General features: G+C 71.4%; 22 protein-coding genes. 9 read left to right on the top strand and 13 right to left on the bottom strand.

Annotated elements, in window-relative coordinates:
• The 4 genes from M6I34_RS00545 to M6I34_RS00530 form a co-directional block, all read right to left on the bottom strand.
• A complete protein-coding gene (locus M6I34_RS00545) occupies window positions 1-633 on the bottom strand; it encodes a TorD/DmsD family molecular chaperone (protein ID WP_272483771.1) in 633 nt (210 codons plus the stop codon).
• Entirely contained in the window at window positions 630-2,648 is a 2,019-nt protein-coding gene (locus tag M6I34_RS00540) for a 4Fe-4S binding protein (protein WP_272483770.1), read from the bottom strand. Before M6I34_RS00540 ends, M6I34_RS00545 begins: the two co-directional genes overlap by 4 nt.
• A gap of 266 nt (window positions 2,649-2,914) precedes the next feature.
• Entirely contained in the window at window positions 2,915-3,661 is a 747-nt protein-coding gene (locus M6I34_RS00535) for a DUF3306 domain-containing protein (protein ID WP_272483769.1), read from the bottom strand.
• Window positions 3,654-4,190, bottom strand: a complete 537-nt coding sequence (locus M6I34_RS00530; protein WP_272483768.1) for a DUF3305 domain-containing protein — start codon at window positions 4,188-4,190, stop codon at window positions 3,654-3,656. The genes M6I34_RS00535 and M6I34_RS00530 overlap by 8 nt, the downstream gene beginning before the upstream one ends.
• 90 nt (window positions 4,191-4,280) lie before the next feature.
• Here M6I34_RS00530 and moaA point away from each other — a divergent pair, with 90 nt between their 5' ends.
• Genes moaA through moeA form a run of 4 tightly spaced genes read left to right on the top strand, consistent with a single transcriptional unit; the run spans window position 4,281 to window position 8,198 of the window.
• On the top strand, window positions 4,281-5,384 hold the full coding sequence (moaA, locus tag M6I34_RS00525; RefSeq protein WP_272483767.1) for a GTP 3',8-cyclase MoaA: 1,104 nt from the start codon (window positions 4,281-4,283) through the stop codon (window positions 5,382-5,384).
• A gap of 5 nt (window positions 5,385-5,389) precedes the next feature.
• Window positions 5,390-6,289, top strand: coding sequence for a formate dehydrogenase accessory sulfurtransferase FdhD (locus M6I34_RS00520; protein WP_272483766.1), 900 nt, complete (start codon window positions 5,390-5,392; stop codon window positions 6,287-6,289).
• The gene (gene mobA, locus M6I34_RS00515; RefSeq protein WP_272483765.1) at window positions 6,286-6,909 is read left to right on the top strand and encodes a molybdenum cofactor guanylyltransferase MobA; all 624 of its coding nucleotides are present in this window, start codon (window positions 6,286-6,288) and stop codon (window positions 6,907-6,909) included. Before M6I34_RS00520 ends, mobA begins: the two co-directional genes overlap by 4 nt.
• A complete protein-coding gene (gene moeA / locus M6I34_RS00510) occupies window positions 6,906-8,198 on the top strand; it encodes a molybdopterin molybdotransferase MoeA (protein WP_272483764.1) in 1,293 nt (430 codons plus the stop codon). The genes mobA and moeA overlap by 4 nt, the downstream gene beginning before the upstream one ends.
• Before the next feature lie 91 nt (window positions 8,199-8,289).
• Here the strand turns inward: moeA and M6I34_RS00505 are convergent, their stop codons facing one another.
• On the bottom strand, window positions 8,290-9,156 hold the full coding sequence (locus M6I34_RS00505) for a DUF6544 family protein (RefSeq protein WP_272483763.1): 867 nt from the start codon (window positions 9,154-9,156) through the stop codon (window positions 8,290-8,292).
• 71 nt (window positions 9,157-9,227) lie between these two features.
• On the opposite strand from M6I34_RS00505, the gene M6I34_RS00500 reads away from it, so the two are divergent.
• A complete protein-coding gene (locus tag M6I34_RS00500; protein ID WP_272483762.1) occupies window positions 9,228-9,794 on the top strand; it encodes a septal ring lytic transglycosylase RlpA family protein in 567 nt (188 codons plus the stop codon).
• Between the two features lie 66 nt (window positions 9,795-9,860).
• Here M6I34_RS00500 and rraA read toward each other — a convergent pair whose 3' ends face one another.
• From rraA to M6I34_RS00470, 6 genes are read right to left on the bottom strand one after another with little or no spacing between them, the layout of a single operon-like run.
• On the bottom strand, window positions 9,861-10,373 hold the full coding sequence (rraA, locus tag M6I34_RS00495) for a ribonuclease E activity regulator RraA (RefSeq protein ID WP_272483761.1): 513 nt from the start codon (window positions 10,371-10,373) through the stop codon (window positions 9,861-9,863).
• Window positions 10,374-10,378: 5 nt separating this feature from the next.
• Window positions 10,379-10,687 carry a metal-sensing transcriptional repressor gene (locus tag M6I34_RS00490; RefSeq protein ID WP_272483760.1) on the bottom strand — a complete coding sequence of 103 codons (309 nt, stop codon included), beginning with the start codon at window positions 10,685-10,687 and terminating at the stop codon, window positions 10,379-10,381.
• A 13-nt stretch (window positions 10,688-10,700) separates the two neighbouring features.
• Window positions 10,701-11,744 carry an SLAC1 family transporter gene (locus M6I34_RS00485; protein ID WP_272483759.1) on the bottom strand — a complete coding sequence of 348 codons (1,044 nt, stop codon included), beginning with the start codon at window positions 11,742-11,744 and terminating at the stop codon, window positions 10,701-10,703.
• A complete protein-coding gene (locus M6I34_RS00480; protein WP_272483758.1) occupies window positions 11,741-11,974 on the bottom strand; it encodes a YgaP family membrane protein in 234 nt (77 codons plus the stop codon). The genes M6I34_RS00485 and M6I34_RS00480 overlap by 4 nt, the downstream gene beginning before the upstream one ends.
• A 27-nt stretch (window positions 11,975-12,001) precedes the next feature.
• Window positions 12,002-15,226, bottom strand: coding sequence for an efflux RND transporter permease subunit (locus tag M6I34_RS00475; protein ID WP_272486566.1), 3,225 nt, complete (start codon window positions 15,224-15,226; stop codon window positions 12,002-12,004).
• 52 nt (window positions 15,227-15,278) lie between these two features.
• Entirely contained in the window at window positions 15,279-16,448 is a 1,170-nt protein-coding gene (locus M6I34_RS00470) for an efflux RND transporter periplasmic adaptor subunit (RefSeq protein WP_272483757.1), read from the bottom strand.
• A 219-nt stretch (window positions 16,449-16,667) separates the two neighbouring features.
• On the opposite strand from M6I34_RS00470, the gene M6I34_RS00465 reads away from it, so the two are divergent.
• The gene (locus M6I34_RS00465; RefSeq protein WP_272483756.1) at window positions 16,668-17,438 is read left to right on the top strand and encodes a helix-turn-helix domain-containing protein; all 771 of its coding nucleotides are present in this window, start codon (window positions 16,668-16,670) and stop codon (window positions 17,436-17,438) included.
• Here the strand turns inward: M6I34_RS00465 and M6I34_RS00460 are convergent.
• Window positions 17,417-17,764 carry a c-type cytochrome gene (locus M6I34_RS00460; RefSeq protein WP_336254289.1) on the bottom strand — a complete coding sequence of 116 codons (348 nt, stop codon included), beginning with the start codon at window positions 17,762-17,764 and terminating at the stop codon, window positions 17,417-17,419. The genes M6I34_RS00465 and M6I34_RS00460 overlap by 22 nt on opposite strands.
• Before the next feature lie 20 nt (window positions 17,765-17,784).
• Window positions 17,785-18,102, bottom strand: a complete 318-nt coding sequence (locus M6I34_RS00455; protein ID WP_272483755.1) for a c-type cytochrome — start codon at window positions 18,100-18,102, stop codon at window positions 17,785-17,787.
• Window positions 18,103-18,258: 156 nt separating this feature from the next.
• Here M6I34_RS00455 and M6I34_RS00450 point away from each other — a divergent pair, with 156 nt between their 5' ends.
• From M6I34_RS00450 to M6I34_RS00440, 3 genes are read left to right on the top strand one after another with little or no spacing between them, the layout of a single operon-like run.
• Entirely contained in the window at window positions 18,259-19,101 is an 843-nt protein-coding gene (locus tag M6I34_RS00450) for an AAA family ATPase (protein ID WP_272483754.1), read from the top strand.
• Window positions 19,102-19,153: 52 nt separating this feature from the next.
• On the top strand, window positions 19,154-19,801 hold the full coding sequence (locus M6I34_RS00445) for a GNAT family N-acetyltransferase (protein ID WP_272483753.1): 648 nt from the start codon (window positions 19,154-19,156) through the stop codon (window positions 19,799-19,801).
• A 21-nt stretch (window positions 19,802-19,822) separates the two neighbouring features.
• Window positions 19,823-20,998, top strand: a complete 1,176-nt coding sequence (locus M6I34_RS00440) for a vWA domain-containing protein (RefSeq protein ID WP_272483752.1) — start codon at window positions 19,823-19,825, stop codon at window positions 20,996-20,998.

Genomic DNA, 20,998 nt, shown 5'->3' with positions numbered 1-20,998 from the left:
TCACTCGAAGTCGAATGCCTGGCGTTCGACGGCGAGGAATGCCCTCGCCGCCCGCGCGGCATGCTTGTAGAAATCTGTGGATCCCGAGCGCTCGATCGCGTCGCAAAGCGAATCGAACCAAGGGGCCAGGAAACGCTGGAAGAACTCCCGCTGCGTGTCGACCGAAGCGAGCCGCGGGTCCTGCGAGCCGATCAGCAGTGCCATCGTCTCGCACAACGCGGCGATGTGGTCCTCGGTCTCGCCGATGTCTTCGCGACGGGCCAGGCCCAGGTCGGCCAGGCAATCGCGCAGCTCGACGAGCGGCCGGTCGTTCAGGAAGCCGGTGAGATGCCAGGAGGCGTTCAGGAACACCTCGGCCTTGCCGACGCCGAGGAAGGCGGCGTCGAACTCCTGCCGCACCGATTCCGGATCGGACTGCCCGCAGGCGAGCGCGAGCTCGGCGAAGGCGCGCACCAGGTCGGGCGCATCGCTGCCCGGCGGCTCCGCCGGGCCGGCCGCCGCCACCGCCGACAGCACGGCCGCATCCGGCGGCTCGCGGAACAGCCGCGCCAGCAGCAGGTACCAGTCGCGCCGCGCGAGGTCCTCGTCGCCGAGGACCGGTGCGACCGGGATCGCGCGGGTGTCGCCGCTCATGCGCCACTCCTGCCGGTCGGGAAATCGTGGATCGTTGCCTCGTCCTTCGACGAGAACATGTCGACGACGCGGCAGTCGGCGCACATCTGCAGCCGCCGCAGCGCGTTGCCGCCGAACATCGAGTGCGTGGCCAGCCTGGCCGTCATGTTGTCGATCATCTGCCGCGTGCCGAAGGGCTTGCCGCAGGCGATGCAGTGGAAGGGCTGCGCCTCGTTCAGCACCCTGGGCGACCTGGACTCGTCGGCGAACAGGTAGCGCGGTTGCAGCGTGATCGCCTGCTCCGGACAGGTGTCGGCGCAGATCCCGCACTGCACGCAGTTGCGCTCGATGAAGCGCAGTTGCGGCAGGTCGGCACCGTCCTGCAAGGCCGACTCCGGACAGGCGCCCGCACAGGCCATGCACAGCGTACAGGCCGCCGGGTCGACGACCAGCGTGCCGAAGGGCGCGCCGGCGGGCAGCGCGACCTCGCGAACCGCGGGCGTGCCGGCAGCCGCGGCCCGTTCGGCCAGGTGCACCAGCGCGAACTCGATCGCGCGGCGCTTCTCGTCGGGCAGCGCGAAGGTGGCGGGCCGGTCGACCGCCGGCATGCGCTCGCGAAGCCGCAGCCGGTCGACGAGCTCGAGGCGGTCGCCGGTGCGCAGCACCGAGAGCCGCGGGCCGGCGAAACCGAGGGCAGACAGCAGGCGGCGCCCGGTCTCGAACTGCTTCTCGAGCTCCTCGGCGTACTGCTCGGCGGTGTCGGGGGTGAACAGCACGGTGACCGACGCCGCGCCCCAGGCGATCGCCGCCAGGGCCAGGTCGAGCCCGACCGAAGCGGGATGGTGAACAGGTACCGGGACCAGGTCCGCCGGCAAGCCCGGCCCGTCGGGCCTGCGGGCCGCCGGACCGGCCCCGGGATCGCCGTCGCGGGCGAGCGACTCGATCAGCGCGAGCCCCGCCTCGCCGTCGTGGAACAGCAGGCGCGGATCGGCGCCGCCGCGGCCGCGGAAGGCCGCGAGCCCCGCCCGAAGCCGGGCGCCGAGCGACGACGGCGGCGGATAGGCGTAGGCCATCGCGCCCGACGGGCAGACCGAGGCGCAACCGCCGCAGCCCATGCACAGATGGGGCTCGACGCGGACCTGGTCGCCCTCGGAGCGGATCGCGCGCGTCGAGCACACGTCGATGCAGGCGGTGCAGCCGGTCTTGCCGTTGCGCCCGTGCGCGCAGATCCGGGCGTCGTAGCGGAAGTACTTCGGCTTCTCGAACTCGCCGACCATGCCCGCGAGCTTCAGCGCAGCGCGCATCTGCTCGGCCGGATCGTTGCCGGCGTGCACATAGCCCTGCGGCGGCTGATGGAAGTCGAAGGCGGGTGCCGGGCGAAGATCGAACACCAGGTCGAAACTCGCGCTGCGGGCCTCGTCGGCCCGGGAGAAATCGATCGCGCCGATCTCGCCGCAGGCCGCCACGCACGCGCGGTGCGAGCGACAGGCATCGAGGTCGACCTGGAGCGACGGCCCGATCGCCCCTTCGGGACAGGCGTCGACGCAGGCGCCGCAACGCACGCAGGCTTCCAGGTCGATCGGATTGCGCTGCCGCCAGCCCGCCTCGAAGGCGCCGAGCCAGCCGCTGATCCGGACCTCGTCGCCGGTGAACACCGGGAAGTCGCGGCGGGCGGGCAGTGCCTCCCACGCGCGGCCGGTGACCAGCACCGAAACCGACAGCGTGCCGTGCAGTTCCTGCGCCCAGTACAGCGCGGCGCCAGCGTCGCCGACGATCAGCAGGCGCCCGCCGGAGCGATAACTGACGGTCGGAGTGGGCTGGTCCGCCGCCGCGGCGGCCATCGCGATCAGCGCGGCGATCTTGGGGCCGGCCCGATCGCCTTCGCTGCCCCATCCGGCCTGCTCGCGGATGTTGACGAAGCGGATCGGCGCGATCGACCGTCTGGCCTCGGCCAGCTCGCGGAACAGCGGGGCTTCCTGGGTACAGGTGACGAGGACGTCGTCGGCGCCCGACGCCGCTTCGAGGAAGCGGGGCATGTCGCGGCGGCACAGCGCGCGAACTTCGGTGACACGAACGGCCGGGGACGGGGCGCCGGAATCGGCGATCGCGTCGTCCAGTGCAACGGTGCCGTTGCAGCTACAGGCCAGGACCCTCGTCTCCAAGCGGGCGCTCTTCGTCTTCTATCGTGAAAGGAACCGCAAGCGAAACCCGTACGACTTACGGGAGACCATTATCACTGAAACGTATGTCCGAGTATTCATAACATGATACCGGCGCAAGGAGTGTGGTTTTCGCAACCCCTTCAGGGTTTGGGGGAAATCGGGTCGGGGGAAATCGCGGATCGCGAGTCCTCCGCGTCGTGCAAGCCCTGCGCTGCCTGCTGCGACGATTCGGCGGCCTGCGTGTTCGCGGGCCCGGCCCCTTCCCCGGCGGCCAGCGGCGCGGCCGGCTGGGCGGGCGACCCTGCGGCCTGCCCTGCGGTCTGCCCCGCGGTCTGCCCCGCGGTCTGCCCCGCGGTCTGCCCGGCGGCCGGCTCCGCGGCCCGTCCGCCGGCCTGATCGGGCTCGCCGACCAGACCCAGCAGGCGGGACTGCGCCAGCCCCTTCAGCAGCGACTCGGGCACCGGCTCGGTCTTGCCGAAATCCTCGATGTAGACGTCGAGGCCGTCCATCACGTTGAAGGCCGGATCGGCGAAGAGCTTCTTCAGCGCGGCGCTGCGGGTGGCGGGCGGGACGCCGTCGCGTAGGAAAGGCCGGAAGTCGGACTCCGGGGTCAGCGATTCGACTGGCGGCAGTTCCGGCGGCTCCGCTTCGGCCGGCTGCACGCCGGCGATGCGGGCTTCGACTTGCGGCGCCTCGCCCGCAGCGCCGGTGCCGCTGCGCAGCGCGGCCTCGCCGGGGGAGGCAGGCGACCGCGGGTTCTGCTCGCCGCGCGCGTCGGCGGACGGCGTCGCGCCGGGGGGCGTCGTGCCGGGGGGCGTCTCGGCGGGCTGCTCGGCCGCCTGCTCCCGCTTGCGCCGGGCCCACCTCGACAGGAAACGCTCAGACATCCCGACGCCCTTCCCGATCCGGCCGCGCCGCCGCTCCGCCCGCCCTCTCCCGCTCGACCATGCCGGCGAACTCCTCGCGCCGCATGAACGAGGGCTTCGGCCCGCGCTTCTTGCGGCCCGTCTCGGGCTTCCAGTGGAGTCCGACGAACTCCGCGAGCCAGGGCGCGAGCTCGTCGGGCATCGGCACCCGGTCGACCCGCTCGCCCCCGTCCATCCAGCGGCCCGCCTCGTTGTAGCTGAGGCTGACCGCCAGCGGGATCGGCTCGCCCTCGAGACCGGCCACGCCTGCTTCGTCCTCGGGCAGGCGCCACTTCACGAAGATCGACGGCTCGCTGCCGCTCAGGTTCAGGTAGTAGCCCTCGGCCTCGTCGGCGAAGAGCTGGATCGCGAGCGGCTCGGCGCCGGCCACCCCCGCGCCGGGCTCGCAGGGCTCGACCGCGACCAGGCGCCAGCCGCCAGCCTGCCACCGATCGTCGGCCGCCTGCCGGGCGAAGCGCGCGATCACCGGCACCGGCTCGGTCCGCTCCACCGGCTGTCCCCTAATCTCCTGATCGCTCAATGCCTACTCCGTGTCCGTGGGTCCGGCTTGTTAACATGCAAGCATAGCAACTGGTACGTCATGACCGAACGGATCATCCCCATCGCCGACCTGCGTTATCAGGCCCGGGTCCCCGAAGTGCCTGCCGACGCGCCGCCCGCCTCCGGCCTGCTGGCCGACCGGCGCGGGCGCCGGCTGCACGACCTGCGCATCTCGGTCACCGATCGCTGCAACTTCCGCTGCACCTACTGCATGCCGAAGTCGGTCTTCGACCGGGACTACGCCTTCCTGCCGCAGTCCTCGCTGCTGAGCTTCGAGGAGATCGAGCGGGTGGTGCGCGCCTTCATCGCGCACGGCGTCGAGAAGGTGCGGCTGACCGGCGGCGAGCCGCTGCTGCGCAAGAACGTCGAGCGCCTGGTCGAGAAGCTGGCCGCGCTGCGCACCGCTTCCGGCGACCCGCTCGACCTCACGCTCACCACCAACGGCTCCCTGCTGACTCGCAAGGCGAAGGCGCTGCGCGACGCCGGGCTGCGGCGCGTCACCGTGAGCCTCGACGGGCTCGACGACGCGATCTTCCGCCGGATGAACGACGTCGACTTCCCGGTCGCCGACGTGCTGGCGGGCATCGAGGCGGCCGACGCCGCCGGGCTGCGCCCGCTGAAGATCAACATGGTGGTGCGCAAGGGCGTCAACGACGACCAGATCGTGCCGATGGCGCGGCACTTCCGCGGCACCGGCCACATCGTGCGCTTCATCGAGTTCATGGACGTCGGCGCGTCGAACGGCTGGCAGATGGACGACGTGCTGCCCAGCGCCGAGGTGGTCCGCCGCATCCACGAAGCCTTCCCGCTCGAGCAGATCGACCCGAACTATCCCGGCGAGGTCGCCGAGCGCTGGCGCTACGCCGACGGCGCCGGCGAGGTCGGCGTGATCTCCTCGGTCACGCAGCCCTTCTGCGGCGACTGCACCCGCGCCCGCCTGTCGACCGAGGGCCGGGTCTACACCTGCCTGTTCGCCGACTCCGGCTACGACCTTCGGGCGCTGGTTCGCGGCGGCGCCGACGACCGGACCCTCGAGGCTGCGATCGGCGGCATCTGGCGCGCCCGCGACGACCGCTACTCCGAGATCCGCTCGGAAGCCACTGCCGGGCTGCGCAAGATCGAAATGTCCTACATCGGAGGCTGATCGCGATGGCGCCCGAGCAGGCCCGGCGATACCGCCCGCGGCTCGTCGACGAGCCCCGGCCCACGACCTTCGACGTCGACGCGGTCAACGAGCGCGGCGAGACCGTGCCGACCGCGATCGCCGGCGAGCACCCGCTCACTGTCTACCTGGACAAGCGGGAGCTGGTCACGCTGATGACGCTGGGCGCCGCCCCGGCCCACCTGGCGCTCGGCTACCTGCGCAACCAGCGGATCGTGGCCAGCGTCGACGAGATCGCCGCGGTCCAGGTCGACTGGGAGACCGATTCGGTCGCGATCACCTCGCGTTCGCTCGCAGAGCACGGCACCACGATCTGGGACGACGCCGAGCGCGGCGAGGCGCTCGAGGGGCGACTGGGCAAGCGCACGGTGACCACCGGCTGCGGCCAGGGCACGGTGTTCGGCGACCTGATGGAGGAACTCGACCGGATCAGGCTGCCCGGGGAAAAGCGGCTGACCGAGGAGACCCTCTACACCGTCATGGACCGGGTGCGCAGGCACGAGTCGATCTACAAGGTGGCCGGCGCGGTCCACGGCTGCGCGCTGTGCTCCAACGCCGGCGAGGACAGGGGCGAGATCCTGCGCTTCGTCGAGGACGTGGGCCGGCACAACGCGGTCGATGCGATCGCCGGCTGGATGTGGCTCGAGGGCGTGTCCGGCGACGACAAGATCTTCTACACGACCGGCCGGCTCACCTCCGAGATGGTCATCAAGTGCGCACAGATGGGAATCCCGTTCCTGGTCTCGCGCTCCGGGCTCACGCAGATGGGCTGGGACATCGCGCGGCGCATCGGCATCACGATGATCGGCCGCTGCCAGGGCAGGCACTACCTGCTGTTCACCGGCCGCGAGCGCTTCATCCGCCTGCCGGCGACCGCCTTCGCATGACCCGGCTGGCCGACGAGGTCCGCGCGCAGATCACCGGGCTGGTGCTGGCCGGCGGCCTCGGCAGGCGCATGAGCGCCGACGGCGGCGGCATGGACAAGGGGCTGGCGATGCTGCGCGGCCGCCCGATGGTCGCCCACGTCATCGAGCGGCTTGCGCCGCAGGTCGGTGCGCTGCTGATCAACGCGAACCGCAACGCCGAGCGCTACGCGGCCTTCGGCCATCCGGTCGTGCCCGACGCGATCGAGGGCTACGCCGGGCCGCTGGCCGGCCTTCACGCCGGCCTGCGCGCGGCGACGACACCTTGGGTGGTCACCGCGCCCTGCGACTCGCCCTTCCTTCCCGAGGACCTGGTCGCGCGGCTCTGGAACGCGCTGCAGGCCGCGCCTGGCGGGCCGGCCCAGCTGGCGGTCGCGCGCACCGGCGGCAGCCAGCCGCACCCGGTCTTCGCGCTGGTCGAGCGCGCGCTGCTGCCCGGCCTCGAGGCCTTCCTCGCCAGCGGCCGGCGCAAGATCGACGCCTGGTACGCGCCCTTGCGGGTCGTCGAGGTCGACTTCCCCGACGAGGACGCATTCCGCAACATCAACACGCAGGAAGAACTGCGGCAGAACGAGTCCCGATGAGCACGAGCCCCCAGAGCGGCGCCCTCGGCATGACGCTGACCGAGGCGATCAGCTGCCTTTCCGACTACGACCCCAACGCGCTGCCGGTCTCGAAGGTGCGCGAGATCGTCGACCGGGTCGTGTCGCCGGTCGAGGCGATCGAGCGGGTGTCGATCCGCGCGGCGCTCGACCGCGTCCTCGCCGAGGACCTGGTCTCGCCGATCGACGTGCCGTCGAGCGACAACTCCGCGATGGACGGCTACGCGGTGCGCGCGGCCGACCTGGCGGCGAACGGACCGACCTCGCTGCGGATCGCGGGCACCGCGCTGGCCGGCGTGCCCTTCGCGGGCAGCGCGGGCGCCGGCGACGCGGTCCGCGTGATGACCGGCGCAGTGATGCCCGAAGGCTTCGACACCGTCGTGATCCAGGAGGTGGTGCAGGTCGACGGCGACCGGGTCCTGGTTCCCGCCGGCCAGCAGGCCGGCCAGAACCGGCGGCTGCGCGGCGAGGACCTGGCCCGCGGCAAGCCGGCACTGCGCGCGGGCAAGCGCATCACGCCGGCCGATCTGGGCCTGATGGCCTCTCTCGGCTTCGCCGAGGTGCCGGTGCGCCGCAGGCTGCGCGTGGCCTTCTTCTCCACCGGCGACGAGCTTCGCTCCGTCGGCGAGCCGCTCGGGCCCGGCGAGGTCTACGACAGCAACCGCTACACGATCTGGGGGATGCTGACCCGGCTCGGCGTCGAGGTCGTCGACATGGGCGTCGTGCGCGACGATCCGGAGTCGCTCGAGCGCGCGGTGCGGATCGCCTCGGAGAGCGCCGACGCGATCGTGTCCTCGGGCGGCGTGTCGGTCGGCGAAGCCGACTTCACGAAGCAGGTGATGCGCAAGCTGGGCGACATCGCGTTCTGGACGATCGCGATGCGCCCCGGAAGGCCGATGGCCTTCGGCAAGATCGGCCGGGCCGCCTACTTCGGGCTGCCGGGCAACCCGGTCGCGGTCATGATCACCTTCTATTTCTTCGCCCGCGAGGCGCTGCTGCGCATGATGGGCGCGGACCCGGAGCCGCTGCCTTTCGTGCGCGCCCGCTCGCGGACCGCGTTCCGCAAGCGCCCGGGTCGCACCGAGTACCAGCGCGCCCGCCTGGTCCGCGAGGCCGACGGCACCATGTCGGTGAGCACCATCGGCAGCCAGGGCTCGGGCGTGCTGCGGTCGATGTCCGAGGCGAACTGCATCGTGGTCCTGCACCACGGCCAGGAATCGGTGGCGGCCGGCGACGAGGTCGACTGCATCGCGTTCGAGGGCCTGGTCTGACCCGGCGCGCCGCGGCCCGCGCAGGCGCGCCGAAGATCCGTTAGCGCCCGGGATCGGCGGGTCGCCAGCGAGAGGAGCACGACGAAGGCGGTCACGTCCGGCTCCGCGGCGCGGGCAGGATCCGGATCGATTCGACCCGAGCGCGATAGAAGGGGAAGTAGCGCTCGGTGCCGAAGAAGTTTCCGCCCTCGACTCGAAACGGGAGGCGGTAGCCATCGACCTCGCGGAAGTCCGCAAGCGTGCCGCCGAAGGGCTGCAGCCGGAAAGCCCTTTCCGGATTCGCGTCGGTCCAGCGGGGAATCGTCACCTCGAGCGGCCTGCCCTGCGCGTCGACGCGCACGTCGACCGTCTGCGTCATCCCCCGGTGCCGAACGGTCGCGCGCGCGGTGTCCGCGTCGATCGCCTCCCAGGCGACGCCGCTCTGCGGCAGCAGCGCCGCCGGCGCCCAGAACGCGGCCTCGGCGACCACTCGCCCGAAGGCCGAGCGCAGGTGGTCGGGCCCGCCGCCCGCGCGGACGATCGGCAGCAGCCCGGTCAGCCGGAAGCGCGTCCAGGAGCGGTCGCCCTCCATCGCGTCGGCTCCGGCGATCCGCAGCGCGCCGCGGCCGGCGGCCAGGCGCCAGACCAGCCCGTGCGGCGGGCAGAGCAACTGGCTGGCGCGCATCGGCTGGTAGCGGGGCGCCTCCTTCGTGCCCAGCGAGAGTTCGCCGGCCATCGAGATCTCGACGACCGGGCTCAGCCGGGTGCCCGGCGCGATGGCGAAGCCGAAGAATCGCCTTGCTGGCTCCGGCAGGCCGGCGACCATCACCGGGTCGAATCGCTCGGGAAGGTCGCAGGGCATCGCGGCCAGCCGGTCCCAGGCGACGGCCGCGGCGCGCTCGTCGTGCCGACGCCAGAGGCGCAGCGCGACCAGGACGGTGAGGACGACGACGAGGATTGCCTGGAGGAGTTCGGACATACCCCAAGATACACAAGCCGTGCCGGCTTGGCTCCCCGGCGCGGCGGGTTAGGATTCGCCCCGAGGCGCTGATGCCGATCGACGAACGGATCATGGTGAACCGAACCCCGACGATGCTTCGACTCGCGGCCGTGCTGGCGGCCGCCGGCAGCCTGCTGGCCGCCCCCGTGCCGGCGGTCCACGCCCAGCAGCGGCCCGGCGAGCCCGGCGCGCTGCCCTTCCTGACGGCCCCGCTGCAGTCGCTGACCGCGCCGCCGGCAACGGAGGCCTCGCCGCAGGGGAATCGCGACCAGGCGCCGGCGCGCGACGCCGCCGACCGCGGCACCGAGCGAATCACGCAGACCGGCCGGATCGCCTACTACGGCAAGCGTTTCGCCGGCCGGCGCACCGCCAGTGGCGAGCGCTTCGACCCCGAGGCGATGACGATGGCCCACCGAACGCTGCCCTTCGGCACCCGGGTCAGGGTCACCAACCTGGCCAACGGAAACAGCGTGATCCTGCGCGTGAACGACCGCGGCCCCTCGGGTTCGGGCCGGATCGCCGACGTGTCGGAGGCTGCGGCCGAGCGCCTCGACATGATCCGGGACGGCGTGGTCGAGGCCCGGCTCGAGGTGCTCCGGGTGCGGACCGTGCGCTGAGGCCCGCCAGGGGGCCGCGCGGACTGCGAGTCGGTCGACGGGCGGCGCGCAGGCCGGCCCGGCGAGTCAGGCCGCGTGCAGCGGCCGGGCGGCGATCACGACGCCATCGGCGTCGGCGTAGCACCAGTCGCCGGGCGCGATCGGCACGCCGCCGATCTCGACGGCCACCTCGCGCTCGCCTGATCCGCGCCGGTCGCTGCGGCGCGGATGCGGGGCCAGCGCCCGCACGCCGATCGCGCAGGCGTCGATCTCGGCGGTGTCGCGCACGCAGCCGTCGACCACGACGCCCGCCCAGCCGTTCTTCTCGGCCAGCACCGCCAGGTTGCCGCCCAGCAGCGCGCAGCGCAGGCTGCCGCCGCCGGCGACAACCAGCACCCTGCCCTGGCCGGGCGTCTCGAGCGACTGTCGCACCATCGAGTTGTCGTCGTGGCAGCGCACCGTGGCCACCGGCCCGGCAAAGCACGGCAGGCGCCCCCAGGCGCGCCAGACCGGCGGCAGGACCCGCAGCTCGCCGCTGGCGAGCAGGGGCTCGTTGTCGTCGCAGAGATCGGTGGTGGCGAAGGTCGGCATGGCTGTCATCACGTTCACCCGTACTTGCCCAGCAGCGTCCCGACCGTGCGCAGCTTGTCCGCGGTCTCGTCGTCGAGCCCGCCGGCCTCGCCGAGCTCCTGCTCGAGATAGCAGACGGTCATCCGGAAGAAGACCGCGTCGAGCGCCTTGCGGGCCGCGCTGAGCTGCTGCGCGACCGGCATGCAGCCCTCGCCTTCCTCGATCATCCGCATCACGCCACGAAGCTGTCCTTCGACGCGGCGCAGGCGGCGAAGGATGTCCTTGCGGCCCTCGCCCTGCACGATCGCGCCCGCGGGCAAGGACTTGGTCTCGGTTTCCGACATCTTCGAAATCCTCTCAGGCGTTGGCGACCGGCACGATCGCGGCGACCGGCTCGGGCTGCAGCAGGCTGCGGTTGCGCAAGCCCCGGATCGTGGCCAGGCTCAGCCACAGCACGACGACCGACGCGAGCGCCAGCATCGCCACCGCCGGCAGCCGCAGCAGGGGCTCGGCTTGCGAGCTGCGCAGCAGCAGCGCCGCGAAGGCGGCGAGCGGGAACGACATGGCCCAAAAAGGCATGCCGAAGGGCAGCTTCGGCAGCCGCGGCGCGACCCGCAGCGCGAGCGCGAAGCTGAAGGCCGCCAGCCCGATCATCGCGAAGACCGCCCCCTGCCCGAATCCCATCGCGGGCAGCGCCAGCCCGATCACCGCCGGCGGCGCGATCAGGATGAACCAGCTGGGCTGCAGGCGCTCCGGCAGCGGCTGATGGGACTGCCGCGCGAGCAGCAGCGCCACGACGACCGGCCAGAAGAACGCGCCGATCCCCAGGAAGGCCCACGACAGGTTCGGATGCCCCATCGGCATGCCGGCCAGCGGAACCAGCACGTTGCCGACGATCGGGATGAACAGCACCGGCGACTTGGCGGGCCAGCTCGATGCGCCGACCGGCCAGCGGCCGAGCACCCACACGGTAGCGGCGAACTGCAGCACCAGCCCGACGGCCCACGGCACCCGGGCGAGGTCGTGAGCCACGCCCAGCGCCACCGCGAGCGTGCCGAGCAGCATCAGCGAGATCGGCACCGCGGCGAAGAACGCGTGCAGCACCGGGTGGCGCAGGTCGTCGGCGACCGCGTCCGGAAACCGCCGCCAGCGTATCAGCGAGGCGACCGCCAGCACGGCGAACGCCGCCAGCGCCACGCCGCCCGCGAGTCCCGACAGCGTCCCCGCCGCCTTGCCGAAGATCGGCTCGGCCCGGTGCCAGGCCAGCGCGAGCCCGCACCAGCCCATCACGATCGCGAACCACTGCGGGCCGAGGTGCCTGAGCGCGTCGCCGGCCGACGCGGGGACCGCGCCCGCCGGAGTCGCGCCGGCTGCCGTCGCAGGCTGCACGTCGGCGCTCACCGGCTGCAGGCCGCGCCGCCCTCGCCGCTGGGCATCTTGAACACGCGGCGCAGGATCGTCTCGAGCGGGCACAGGCGGGTGAAGCCGCTCTGGAACAGGTTCGCGCCCACGAAGGCGGTCAGCCACAGGAAGTTCTGGCTGACGAAGATCGGGCTGCCCTGCACGCCGAGGCCCAGCGAGACCAGGATGACTGCGCCTGCGAAGATGCGGATGAAGCGTTCGGTGGTCATTTTCATGCTCCTTTCGAATGGGCCCTGTCAGGCCGCTCTGGATGCCGGCTTGCGCCAGACGATGTAGTAAAGGACCGGGATCACGACGAGCGTGAGCAGCGTCGAGACCAGGATCCCGAAGATCAGCGAGACCGCCAGGCCGCTGAAGATCGGGTCGTCGAGGATGAAGAAGGCGCCGAGCATCGCGGCCAGCGCGGTCAGCAGGATCGGCTGCGCGCGCACCGCGGCCGAGCGCACGACCGCATCGGCGAAGGGCACGCCGCGCGCGGTCTCGAGCTGGATGAAGTCGACCAGCAGGATCGAGTTGCGCACGATGATGCCGGCCAGCGCGATCATCCCGATCATCGAGGTCGCGGTGAACTGCGCGCCGAGCAGCGCGTGCCCGGGCATCACGCCGATGATGGTCAGCGGGATCGGCGCCATGATGATCAGCGGCGTCAGGTACGAGCGGAACTGCGCCACCACCAGCAGGTAGATCAGGATCAGGCCCACGCCGTAGGCCAGGCCCATGTCGCGGAAGGTCTCCCAGGTGATCTGCCACTCGCCGTCCCACTTCAGCGAATAGCCGCGCAGCGTGTCCCGCGGCTGGGCGAAGAAGTGCTCGCCCAGCGCGCCGGTGCCGGGCAGCGCCGCCTCGGCGAGCTTGCCGCGCAGCTCGAACATCCCGTAGAGCGGGCTGTCGATCCGGTTGCCCGCCACCCCCGCCATGTCGCCGAACACGTAGGTGACCGGCACCAGGTCCTTGTGATGGATCGGCAGGTCGCGGTCGGCCTCGACGACCCGCACCAGCTCGCCCAGCGGCACCATCCGTCCGTCGGCGGCGGCCACCGGCATGTTCAGCACCGAGGCCAGCGACCCGCGCGAGGTCTCGGGCAACTGCAGCCGGACCGGCACCGGGTCGATCGCGTCGGGCGAGCGCATCCAGGTGGCGTCGTGGCCGGACAGCGCGGTACGGGCGGCCAGCGCGACGCTGGCGTCGGAGATCCCGAGCGTGGCCGCGCGGTCGCGCTTGACGACCAGTTGCAGCTTCGGCGCGCGCGACTCCAGCGAGGTGTCGATCGCGACGATGCCCGGCACCTCGCGGAAGGCCGATTCGATGCGACGCGCCAGCTCGGCTCGGCCGGCGTCGTCGGGCCCGTAGACCTCGGCCACGATCGGCGACATCACCGGCGGGCCGGGCGGCACCTCGACCAGCTTGATCCGCGCGCGATGCGGCGCGGCGATCGCCTCGAGATCGGGCAGCAGCCGCGTGGCGATCGCGTGGCTCTTCTCGTCGCGCGCCTCCTTGCCGACCAGCGTGACCTGCAGGTCGCCCTGCTCGGCGAGCGAGCGCATGTTGTACTGGCGCACCAGGCCGTTGAAGGTGATCGGCGACGCGGTGCCCGCATAGCCCTGCACGTGCGTGACCTCGGGCTCCCGGACGAGCCGTTGCGCGAGCTCCACCAGCACCGCGTTGGTCGCCTCCACCGGGGCGCCGGCCGGCATGTCCACGACGACCTGGAACTCCGACTTGTTGTCGAAGGGCAGCATCTTCAGGATGACCGCCTGGATCGGCACCAGCGCCACCGCGCCCGCCAGCCCGACGAGCACCAGCAGGCCGAGCAGCATCCGGCCCGCGCGGGCGCGCGGCGCGGTGATGAAGCGCGCCAGCAGGCCGCCGAATCCGCGCTCGAGCATCGTGGCGACCTTGCTGTGGTGCGCGACCCCGCCGGACTTCATCAGCTTCAGCGACAGCCAGGGCGTCACGATGAAGGCGATCGCCAGCGACAGCATCATCCCCATCGACGCGTTGATCGGGATCGGGCTCATGTACGGGCCCATCAGGCCGGTCACGAAAGCCATCGGCAGCAGCGCGGCGATCACGGTCAGCGTGGCCAGGATCGTCGGGCCGCCGACCTCGTCGACCGCGACCGGGATGATCTTCGACAGCGGCGCGCCTGGCTCTAGCGCCCGGTGCCGGTGGATGTTCTCGACGACGACGATCGCGTCGTCGACCAGGATCCCGATCGAGAAGATCAGCGCGAACAGCGACACCCGGTTCAGCGTGAAGCCCCAGGCCCAGGAGGCGAACAGCGTGGCGGTCAGCGTCAGGATCACCGCGGCGCCCACGATGACCGCCTCCCGCACGCCGAGCGCAAACCCGACCAGCAGGATCACCGACGCGGTCGCGAAGGCGAGCTTGTGCATCAGCTGCGACGCCTTCTGCGCCGCGGTCTCGCCGTAGTTTCGGGTGACCGTGTGAGCGACGTCGGAAGGCACCACCGCGTCGACCAGCGCCGCGAAGCGATCGTCCAGCGCGCGCGCCACGTCGACCGCGTTCTCGCCGGGCTTCTTGGTGACAGCGATCGTGACCGCCGGGTGCACGCTGCCCGCCGACGGCATGTGCCAGACGTAGCGCGACGCCGGCGCCGGGCCCGCCTCGATCGTGGCGACGTCGCGCAGGAACACCGGGCGGCCGTCGCGCGCGCCGACCACCAGCGACGCGACGTCTTCGGCCGAGCGCAGGAAATCGCCGGTCTGCACCTGGATCGCCCCGCCCTCGCGCAGCAGCGTGCCGGCCGGCGACGAAACGTTGACGCCCTGCAGGCGGGCGGCCAGCCGCTCGACCGGGATGCCGGCGCTGCGCATCCGGCCCGAGTCGAGCAGCACGCGCACCGCGCGCTCGGGCGCGCCGTGCAGCATCACGTCGCGCGTGCCGGCGACCCGCTTGAGCTCCTGCTCGACCGAGCGGGCGACGCGGGCCAGTTCGTCGGCGGAACGCGCGTCGTCGGCCCACAGCGTGACGCTCCAGATCGGCACGTCGTCGATGCCCATCGGCCGCACCAGCGGATCGCCGACGCCCAGGCCCTGCGGCAGCCAGTCGGAGTGCGCCTCGAGCGTGTCGAAGAGCCGAACCAGAGCCTCGGTGCGCGGCACCCCGACCTCGTACTGGATCGTGACCAGCGCCCCGTCGGGCCGCGAGACCGAATGGACGTGCTCGATCCCGGCGATGCGGGACAGCACCCGTTCGGCCGGCGTGGCCACCAGCCGCTCGACGTCGCGCGCCGACGCGCCCGGAAACGGGATGCTCACCGTCGCCATCGTCACGTCGATCTGCGGCTCTTCCTCGCGCGGCGTGACCAGCACCGCGAAGATGCCGATCAGCATCAGCACGATCGCGATCAGCGGCGTCAGCGCGTGATCCTGGAAGAAGGCCGCGAGGCGACCGGAAACGCCGAAGGCGGTGGCGCCGGTCTCGTCGCCGGCCGGCATGTCCGGCCGGGCCTCGGTACGCTGCGAATCGTCGCTCATCGTCGGCTCCGGCTCAGCGTGCGGCGGGCATCGCGCCCTTCAGGCCGGCCCGCACCGGGTCGAGCGCGATGCGCTCGCCTTCGCGAAGGCCGGACAGGATCTCCACCGAGTCGCCCGAGCGCTGGCCCACGCGCACCGCGCGCAGCACGAAGCCCGAGTCGGTGGCCACGTAGACCCCGACGAGTTCGCCGCGCACCAGCAGGCTCGCGGCCGGCACGACCAGCGCCTGCTGCGCGCCGGCGGTGTCGAACGCGACCCGCACGTGCCGCCCCGGCACCCAGTCGGGCCCGGCGCCCGCGCCGCCCGGCAGCTCGACCCGGACCTCGGTCGTGCCCGAGGCCGGATCGGCGGAAGGAATCGCGACGATCTGCGTGCTCTCCAGCTGGGTGGTCCGGCCCGCCGCGTCCAGGCGCACCCAGGCGCGCGGCGCGCCGGCCGCCTCGGCGACCCGGCTGTTCGGAAGGAAGGCCACCGCGCGAAGCTTGTCCGGCGCATGCAGCTCGAACAGCGGCCGCCCGGGCGTGGCCAGGTCGCCGACCTGCACCGGCACCGCGGTCACCACGCCGTCCCACGGGGCGCGCACGATCGTGTGCTCGGAGGCGACGCTGGACAGGCCGATGCCGGCCTGCGCCTGGCTCTGTCGGGCCTCGGCGACCTTCAGCGCCGCCGCGGCCTGTTCCAGCGCCGCCTTGCTGATGAAGCCCTTTTCGTGAAGCTCGCGGCTGCGCTCGTAGGCGGCGCGCGCCTCGGCCAGCGTGGCCTGCGACTCGCCGAGCTGGGCCCGGTCGCGCGACACCGCGAGGTTCGCCTCGCGCGCGTCGATCTCGGCGAGCACCTGCCCGGCCTTGACGCCGTCGCCGGCCTGCACGTGCAGCTTGACGATCCGCCCCTGCGCCTGCGCACCGATCGTTGCCTGCCGGACCGCCTGCAGCGTGCCGTCCCAGGACTCGGACTGGGCGAAACGGTCCCGGCCGACCGTGGCCACCGGCACCTGCGGGGCGTTCGCCGCAGTTCCCGGCGCGCCGCCGGCAACTGCGATCTGCGCATCGGCCCGGCCGCCCGGAAGCGCGACCGAGGCGGCGGCGCCGAGCGCCAGCAAGGCTGCTGCCAGCAGCGCCGGCCGGCGCAGCGCGGCCGCGTGGATCGCGCGGGTTCGCGGTGACTTGCGGATCGGTTCGTTCATCTGGCTTTCCTGGCTGGGCGGCGGGTGTCGATACTGCCGGGGGTTTCCGTATACCCCCCATAGTATCTAAACAGCCTGGCGGGAGTCAAGATGCGGCATCGCAGCAAGCCGGGTGGCCCGACCCGGCTGGCCACACCCGGCCGACCCTGACCGGCCGGCCCCATGGCCTAGGCGCGAAGTGACATTGCGCCGGGGCCGCTGCCGGGTCAAGCTGCGCTCATGAGCCCGAGTGCCCTGCTCACCGACTGCCTGAAACGCGAACTTCGCGCCCAGCGAATCAGCTACGCCGCGCTGGCCGCGCGGCTCGGCCTTTCGACCGCCACCGTCAAGCGGATGTTCTCGCGGCGCAATTTCGACCTGGCCCGGCTCGACGCGATCTGCTGCGCCACCGGGATCGATTTCGAGTCGCTGGCCCGCGGGCTGGGGCGCGCCGAGCCGCTGGTCTCGCAGCTTCGCTGGGAACAAGAGGCAGAAATCGTCGGCGACGACCGGCTGTTCGCCACGGCCGTGTGCGCGCTGAACCTGATGGACTTCGAGGAGATGCTGGCGCTCTACCGGCTCGCCCCGGCCGACTGCGTGCGCTGCCTGCTCAGGCTCGACCGCATGGGATTCCTGCGCCTGCTGCCGAACAACCGCTACCGGCTGCTGGTTTCGCGCACCTTCCGGTGGCTGCCGGACGGCCCGATCCTGCGCTACTTCCGTTCGCAGGCAGGCGATTTCCTCGGCTCACGCTTCGACGGGCCGGGAGAGGTGGTCAGGGTGGTCAACGTGCGGCTGACCGAGGCCGCCAGGCTGCAGCTGCTTGCCCGGATCGAGGCCCTGGTGGCCGAGTACTCGGGGCAGCACAACGCCGAGGCCGCGGTGCCGTCGGCGATGCGTCGGCCCCTGAGCCTGCTGGTGGCTGCGAGAAGATGGGAACCGGCGTTCATGCGGCGGCTTCGCCGCCAGAACGCCGGGGAAGGCGATGCTCAGCGACGAACCGAGAGCTGACCCGGCAGGCTCGCGTAGTAGGCCGACAGGTTGCGGATGTCCTCGCGGGACAGCGCCTTGGCCTGGCCGACCATGATCGCGTTGTTCCGGCGCTCGGCCTTGTAGTCGATCAGCGCCTGCTCGAGATACTCGGCGAACTGGCCGGCGAGCTTCGGATACGACGGGTCGATCGGCGTGTTGCCGTCCTTGCCATGGCAGGCGGCGCAGACCTGGTCGGCCTTCTCCTTGCCCTTGGCGACGTCGCCGGCGAAGGCCGGGGCGGCCGCGAAGGCGAGCCCGGCGAAGGACACGAAGGCGGCGAACTTCAGTTTGGAGAGCGTCATCATGATGTCGAATCCCGTCGCCTTCATTTCGAGCCGTAGTAGGCCGCCAGGTCGGCGATGTCCTGGTCGCTGAGGCTGCCGGCGATCGCGCGCATCGTCGGATGGCTGCGGTCGCCCTTGCGATAGGCGATCAGCGCCGCCTCGATGTACTTCGAGGTCTGGCCGGCGATCTTGGGCACCGGGTACACGGACGGGAACGAGGCCTTGTACCCGGGAATCTCGTGGCAACCGACGCACATCGAGATCTTGTCGCGGGCTGCCTCGGCATTGCCCTGCGCCGACGCGGCGAACGGGGCGGCTGCGGCGAGCAGGCCGGCGGCGATCAGCAGTTTGTTGGACATGGGATTGGAGCGTGGATCGGGTTTTCGCTGGAATGCTTGCGCTGGATCAACCGGGGATTCTATCGGACTCGGCCCGGCGTCGTCCAACGATCGCGAAACCGGCGCCGTCACCGGCGGTTATACTCGATCGCATCCCCACCGCTTCTTCCCCGACCCATGCGCTTCGAAGGCACCGATTCCTACGTCGCCACCGACGACCTGAAGCTCGCGGTCAACGCCGCGATCCGTCTGCAGCGCCCGCTGCTGATCAAGGGCGAGCCCGGCACCGGCAAGACCATGCTCGCCGAGGAAGTGGCGCGCGCCCTCGACATGCCGCTGCTGCAGTGGCACATCAAGTCCACGACGAAGGCGCAGCAGGGCCTGTACGAATACGACGCGGTCTCGCGGCTGCGCGACTCGCAGCTCGGCGACGAGCGGGTGCGCGACATCAACAACTACATCGTCCAGGGCGTGCTGTGGCAGGCCTTCGAGTCCGACCGGCCGGTGGTGCTGCTGATCGACGAGATCGACAAGGCCGACATCGAGTTCCCGAACGACCTGCTGCGCGAGATCGACCGGATGGAGTTCCACGTCTACGAGACTCGCCAGACGATCAAGGCCAGGCACCGCCCGGTGGTCATGATCACGTCCAACAACGAGAAGGAACTGCCCGACGCCTTCCTGCGCCGCTGCTTCTTCCACTACATCAAGTTCCCGGACAAGGAGACGATGCAGGCGATCGTCGACGTCCACTTCCCGGGCCTGAAGAAGGAACTGCTCAAGGAGGCGCTCGAGGCCTTCTTCCAGATCCGCGAGCTGCCCGGCCTGAAGAAGAAGCCGTCCACGTCCGAGCTGCTCGACTGGCTCAAGCTGCTGGTGGCCGAGGACATTCCGGCCGAGGCCCTGCGCTCGAAGGACGCCAAGGCGGTGATCCCGCCGCTGCACGGCGCGCTGCTGAAGAACGAGCAGGACGTGCACCTGTTCGAGCGGCTGGTGTTCATGGCCCGCCACAACCGCTGACAGCCGTGCGCAGGCCTGCCCGCCGGTTTCCGTTTTCCGGGGCGATGCAGCGATGAGCCGCTGGATCGAGCCGGTCACGCTGCGCGGCGCGCATGCCGTGCTGGAGCCGCTCGCGCGCGCGCATCGCGACCAGGTACTGGCGGCCGCGGCCGACGGCGAGCTCTGGCGGCTCTGGTACACCGCGGCGCCCGGCCCGGAGACCATCGACGCATGGCTCGACGCCGCGCTCGACCAGCGAGAGCGGCTCGGCGCGATGCCCTTCGTGGTCCGGCGCGCCGCCGACGATCGCGTGGTCGGCGTCACCCGCATGTTCAACGTCGACGCCGCCAACCGGCGGCTCGAGATCGGCCACACCTGGTACTCGGCGAGCGTGCAGCGCTCGGCCGTCAACACCGAGTGCAAGGCGATGCTGCTGGCCCACGCCTTCGACGCGCTCGGCTGCATCGCGGTCGAGATGCGCACCCACTTCATGAACCGGCAGAGCCGCGCCGCGATCGAGCGGCTCGGCGCGAAGCTCGACGGCGTGCTGCGTCACCACCAGCTGCTGGCCAACGGCACGATCCGCGACACCTGCGTCTACAGCATCGTCGCCCCCGAATGGCCGGCGGTGCGCGAGAACCTTCGCTGGCAACTCGAGCGGCCGCGCCCCGCCGGGGCTGCCTGGCGCGCGGCGGACGCCCCGACCGCCGGCCGGGCCTGAGCGCAAAGGACGGGAGGCGACATGCTGATCGATTTCTTCCTCCACATGCGGCAGGCCAAGCTGCCGGTGTCGATCAAGGAATACCTGATGCTGCTCGAGGCGATCAGGGAGCACGTGATCGGGCAGTCGGTCGACGACTTCTACTGGCTGTCGCGCGCCACGCTGGTCAAGGACGAGCGCAACTTCGACAAGTTCGACAAGGCCTTCGCGACCTACTTCAAGGGCGTGCAGGCGATCGAGGGCATCGACGTGAACGTGCCGCTCGAGTGGCTCAAGCGCCAGCTGCACCGCGAGTTCACCGCCGAGGAGAAGGCAGCGATCGAGGCCATGGGCGGGCTCGACAAGCTGATCGAGCGCCTGAAGGAGCTGCTCGAGGAGCAGAAGGGCCGCCACGAGGGCGGCAACAAGTGGATCGGCACCAACGGCACCTCGCCCTTCGGCAACGGCGGCTACAACCCCGAGGGCATCCGGATCGGCGGCCCGTCGGCGGGCAACCGGACCGCGGTCAAGGTCTGGGAGCAGCGCGCCTACCGCGACTACGACGACCAGGTCGAGCTCGGCACCCGCAACATCAAGGTGGCGCTGCGCCGCCTGCGCCGCTTCGCCCGCCAGGGCGCGCCCGACGAGCTCGACCTCGACGGCACGATCGCGAACACGGCGCGCAACGCCGGCTGGCTCGACATCCGCATGCGGCCCGAGCGGCACAACACGATCAAGGTGCTGATGCTGCTCGACGTGGGCGGCACGATGGACGACCACATCAAGCGGACCGAGGAGCTGTTCTCGGCGACCAAGACCGAGTTCAAGCACCTCGAGTTCTACTACTTCCACAACTGCGTCTACGACTTCGTCTGGAAGAACAACCGGCGGCGGCACGCCGAGCGCTTCTCGACCTGGGACATCCTGCGCAAGTACAACGCCGACTACCGGCTGATCTTCGTCGGCGACGCCACGATGAGCCCCTACGAGATCCTGCAGCCGGGCGGCTCGGTCGAGTACAACAACGAGGAAGCCGGCGCGATCTGGCTGCGCCGGCTGGTCGAGCGCTTCCCGAAGTACGCCTGGCTCAACCCCGAGCCCGAGGGCGTCTGGCAGTACCGGCAGTCGATCTCGGTGATCCAGCAGCTGATGGGCGGCCGGATGTACCCGGTCACGCTGCAGGGCCTCGAGCGGGCGATGCGCGAACTGTCGCGCTGA

The sequence above is a fragment of the Zeimonas sediminis genome, assembly GCF_023721795.1.
GTDB classification, from domain to species: Bacteria; Pseudomonadota; Gammaproteobacteria; order Burkholderiales; family Burkholderiaceae_E; genus Zeimonas; species Zeimonas sediminis.
This window is presented reverse-complemented; position numbering and strand designations above follow the sequence as displayed.

Bases quoted from the DNA above. Each gene is read 5' to 3' on its own strand.
- M6I34_RS00545 (WP_272483771.1), bottom strand. From the start codon at position 633: ATGAGCGGCGACACCCGCGCGATCCCGGTCGCACCGGTCCTCGGCGAC.
- M6I34_RS00460 (WP_336254289.1), bottom strand. From the start codon at position 17,764: ATGATGACGCTCTCCAAACTGAAGTTCGCCGCCTTCGTGTCCTTCGCC.
- M6I34_RS00540 (WP_272483770.1), bottom strand. From the start codon at position 2,648: ATGCCCCGCTTCCTCGAAGCGGCGTCGGGCGCCGACGACGTCCTCGTC.
- M6I34_RS00445 (WP_272483753.1), top strand. From the start codon at position 19,154: ATGAGCCGCTGGATCGAGCCGGTCACGCTGCGCGGCGCGCATGCCGTG.
- M6I34_RS00450 (WP_272483754.1), top strand. From the start codon at position 18,259: ATGCGCTTCGAAGGCACCGATTCCTACGTCGCCACCGACGACCTGAAG.
- M6I34_RS00440 (WP_272483752.1), top strand. From the start codon at position 19,823: ATGCTGATCGATTTCTTCCTCCACATGCGGCAGGCCAAGCTGCCGGTG.
- M6I34_RS00490 (WP_272483760.1), bottom strand. From the start codon at position 10,687: ATGTCGGAAACCGAGACCAAGTCCTTGCCCGCGGGCGCGATCGTGCAG.
- moaA (WP_272483767.1), top strand. From the start codon at position 4,281: ATGACCGAACGGATCATCCCCATCGCCGACCTGCGTTATCAGGCCCGG.
- M6I34_RS00505 (WP_272483763.1), bottom strand. From the start codon at position 9,156: ATGTCCGAACTCCTCCAGGCAATCCTCGTCGTCGTCCTCACCGTCCTG.
- mobA (WP_272483765.1), top strand. From the start codon at position 6,286: ATGACCCGGCTGGCCGACGAGGTCCGCGCGCAGATCACCGGGCTGGTG.
- M6I34_RS00455 (WP_272483755.1), bottom strand. From the start codon at position 18,102: ATGTCCAACAAACTGCTGATCGCCGCCGGCCTGCTCGCCGCAGCCGCC.
- M6I34_RS00470 (WP_272483757.1), bottom strand. From the start codon at position 16,448: ATGAACGAACCGATCCGCAAGTCACCGCGAACCCGCGCGATCCACGCG.
- M6I34_RS00520 (WP_272483766.1), top strand. From the start codon at position 5,390: ATGGCGCCCGAGCAGGCCCGGCGATACCGCCCGCGGCTCGTCGACGAG.
- rraA (WP_272483761.1), bottom strand. From the start codon at position 10,373: ATGACAGCCATGCCGACCTTCGCCACCACCGATCTCTGCGACGACAAC.
- moeA (WP_272483764.1), top strand. From the start codon at position 6,906: ATGAGCACGAGCCCCCAGAGCGGCGCCCTCGGCATGACGCTGACCGAG.
- M6I34_RS00480 (WP_272483758.1), bottom strand. From the start codon at position 11,974: ATGACCACCGAACGCTTCATCCGCATCTTCGCAGGCGCAGTCATCCTG.
- M6I34_RS00500 (WP_272483762.1), top strand. From the start codon at position 9,228: ATGCCGATCGACGAACGGATCATGGTGAACCGAACCCCGACGATGCTT.
- M6I34_RS00475 (WP_272486566.1), bottom strand. From the start codon at position 15,226: ATGCCGGCCGGCGACGAGACCGGCGCCACCGCCTTCGGCGTTTCCGGT.
- M6I34_RS00535 (WP_272483769.1), bottom strand. From the start codon at position 3,661: ATGTCTGAGCGTTTCCTGTCGAGGTGGGCCCGGCGCAAGCGGGAGCAG.
- M6I34_RS00465 (WP_272483756.1), top strand. From the start codon at position 16,668: ATGAGCCCGAGTGCCCTGCTCACCGACTGCCTGAAACGCGAACTTCGC.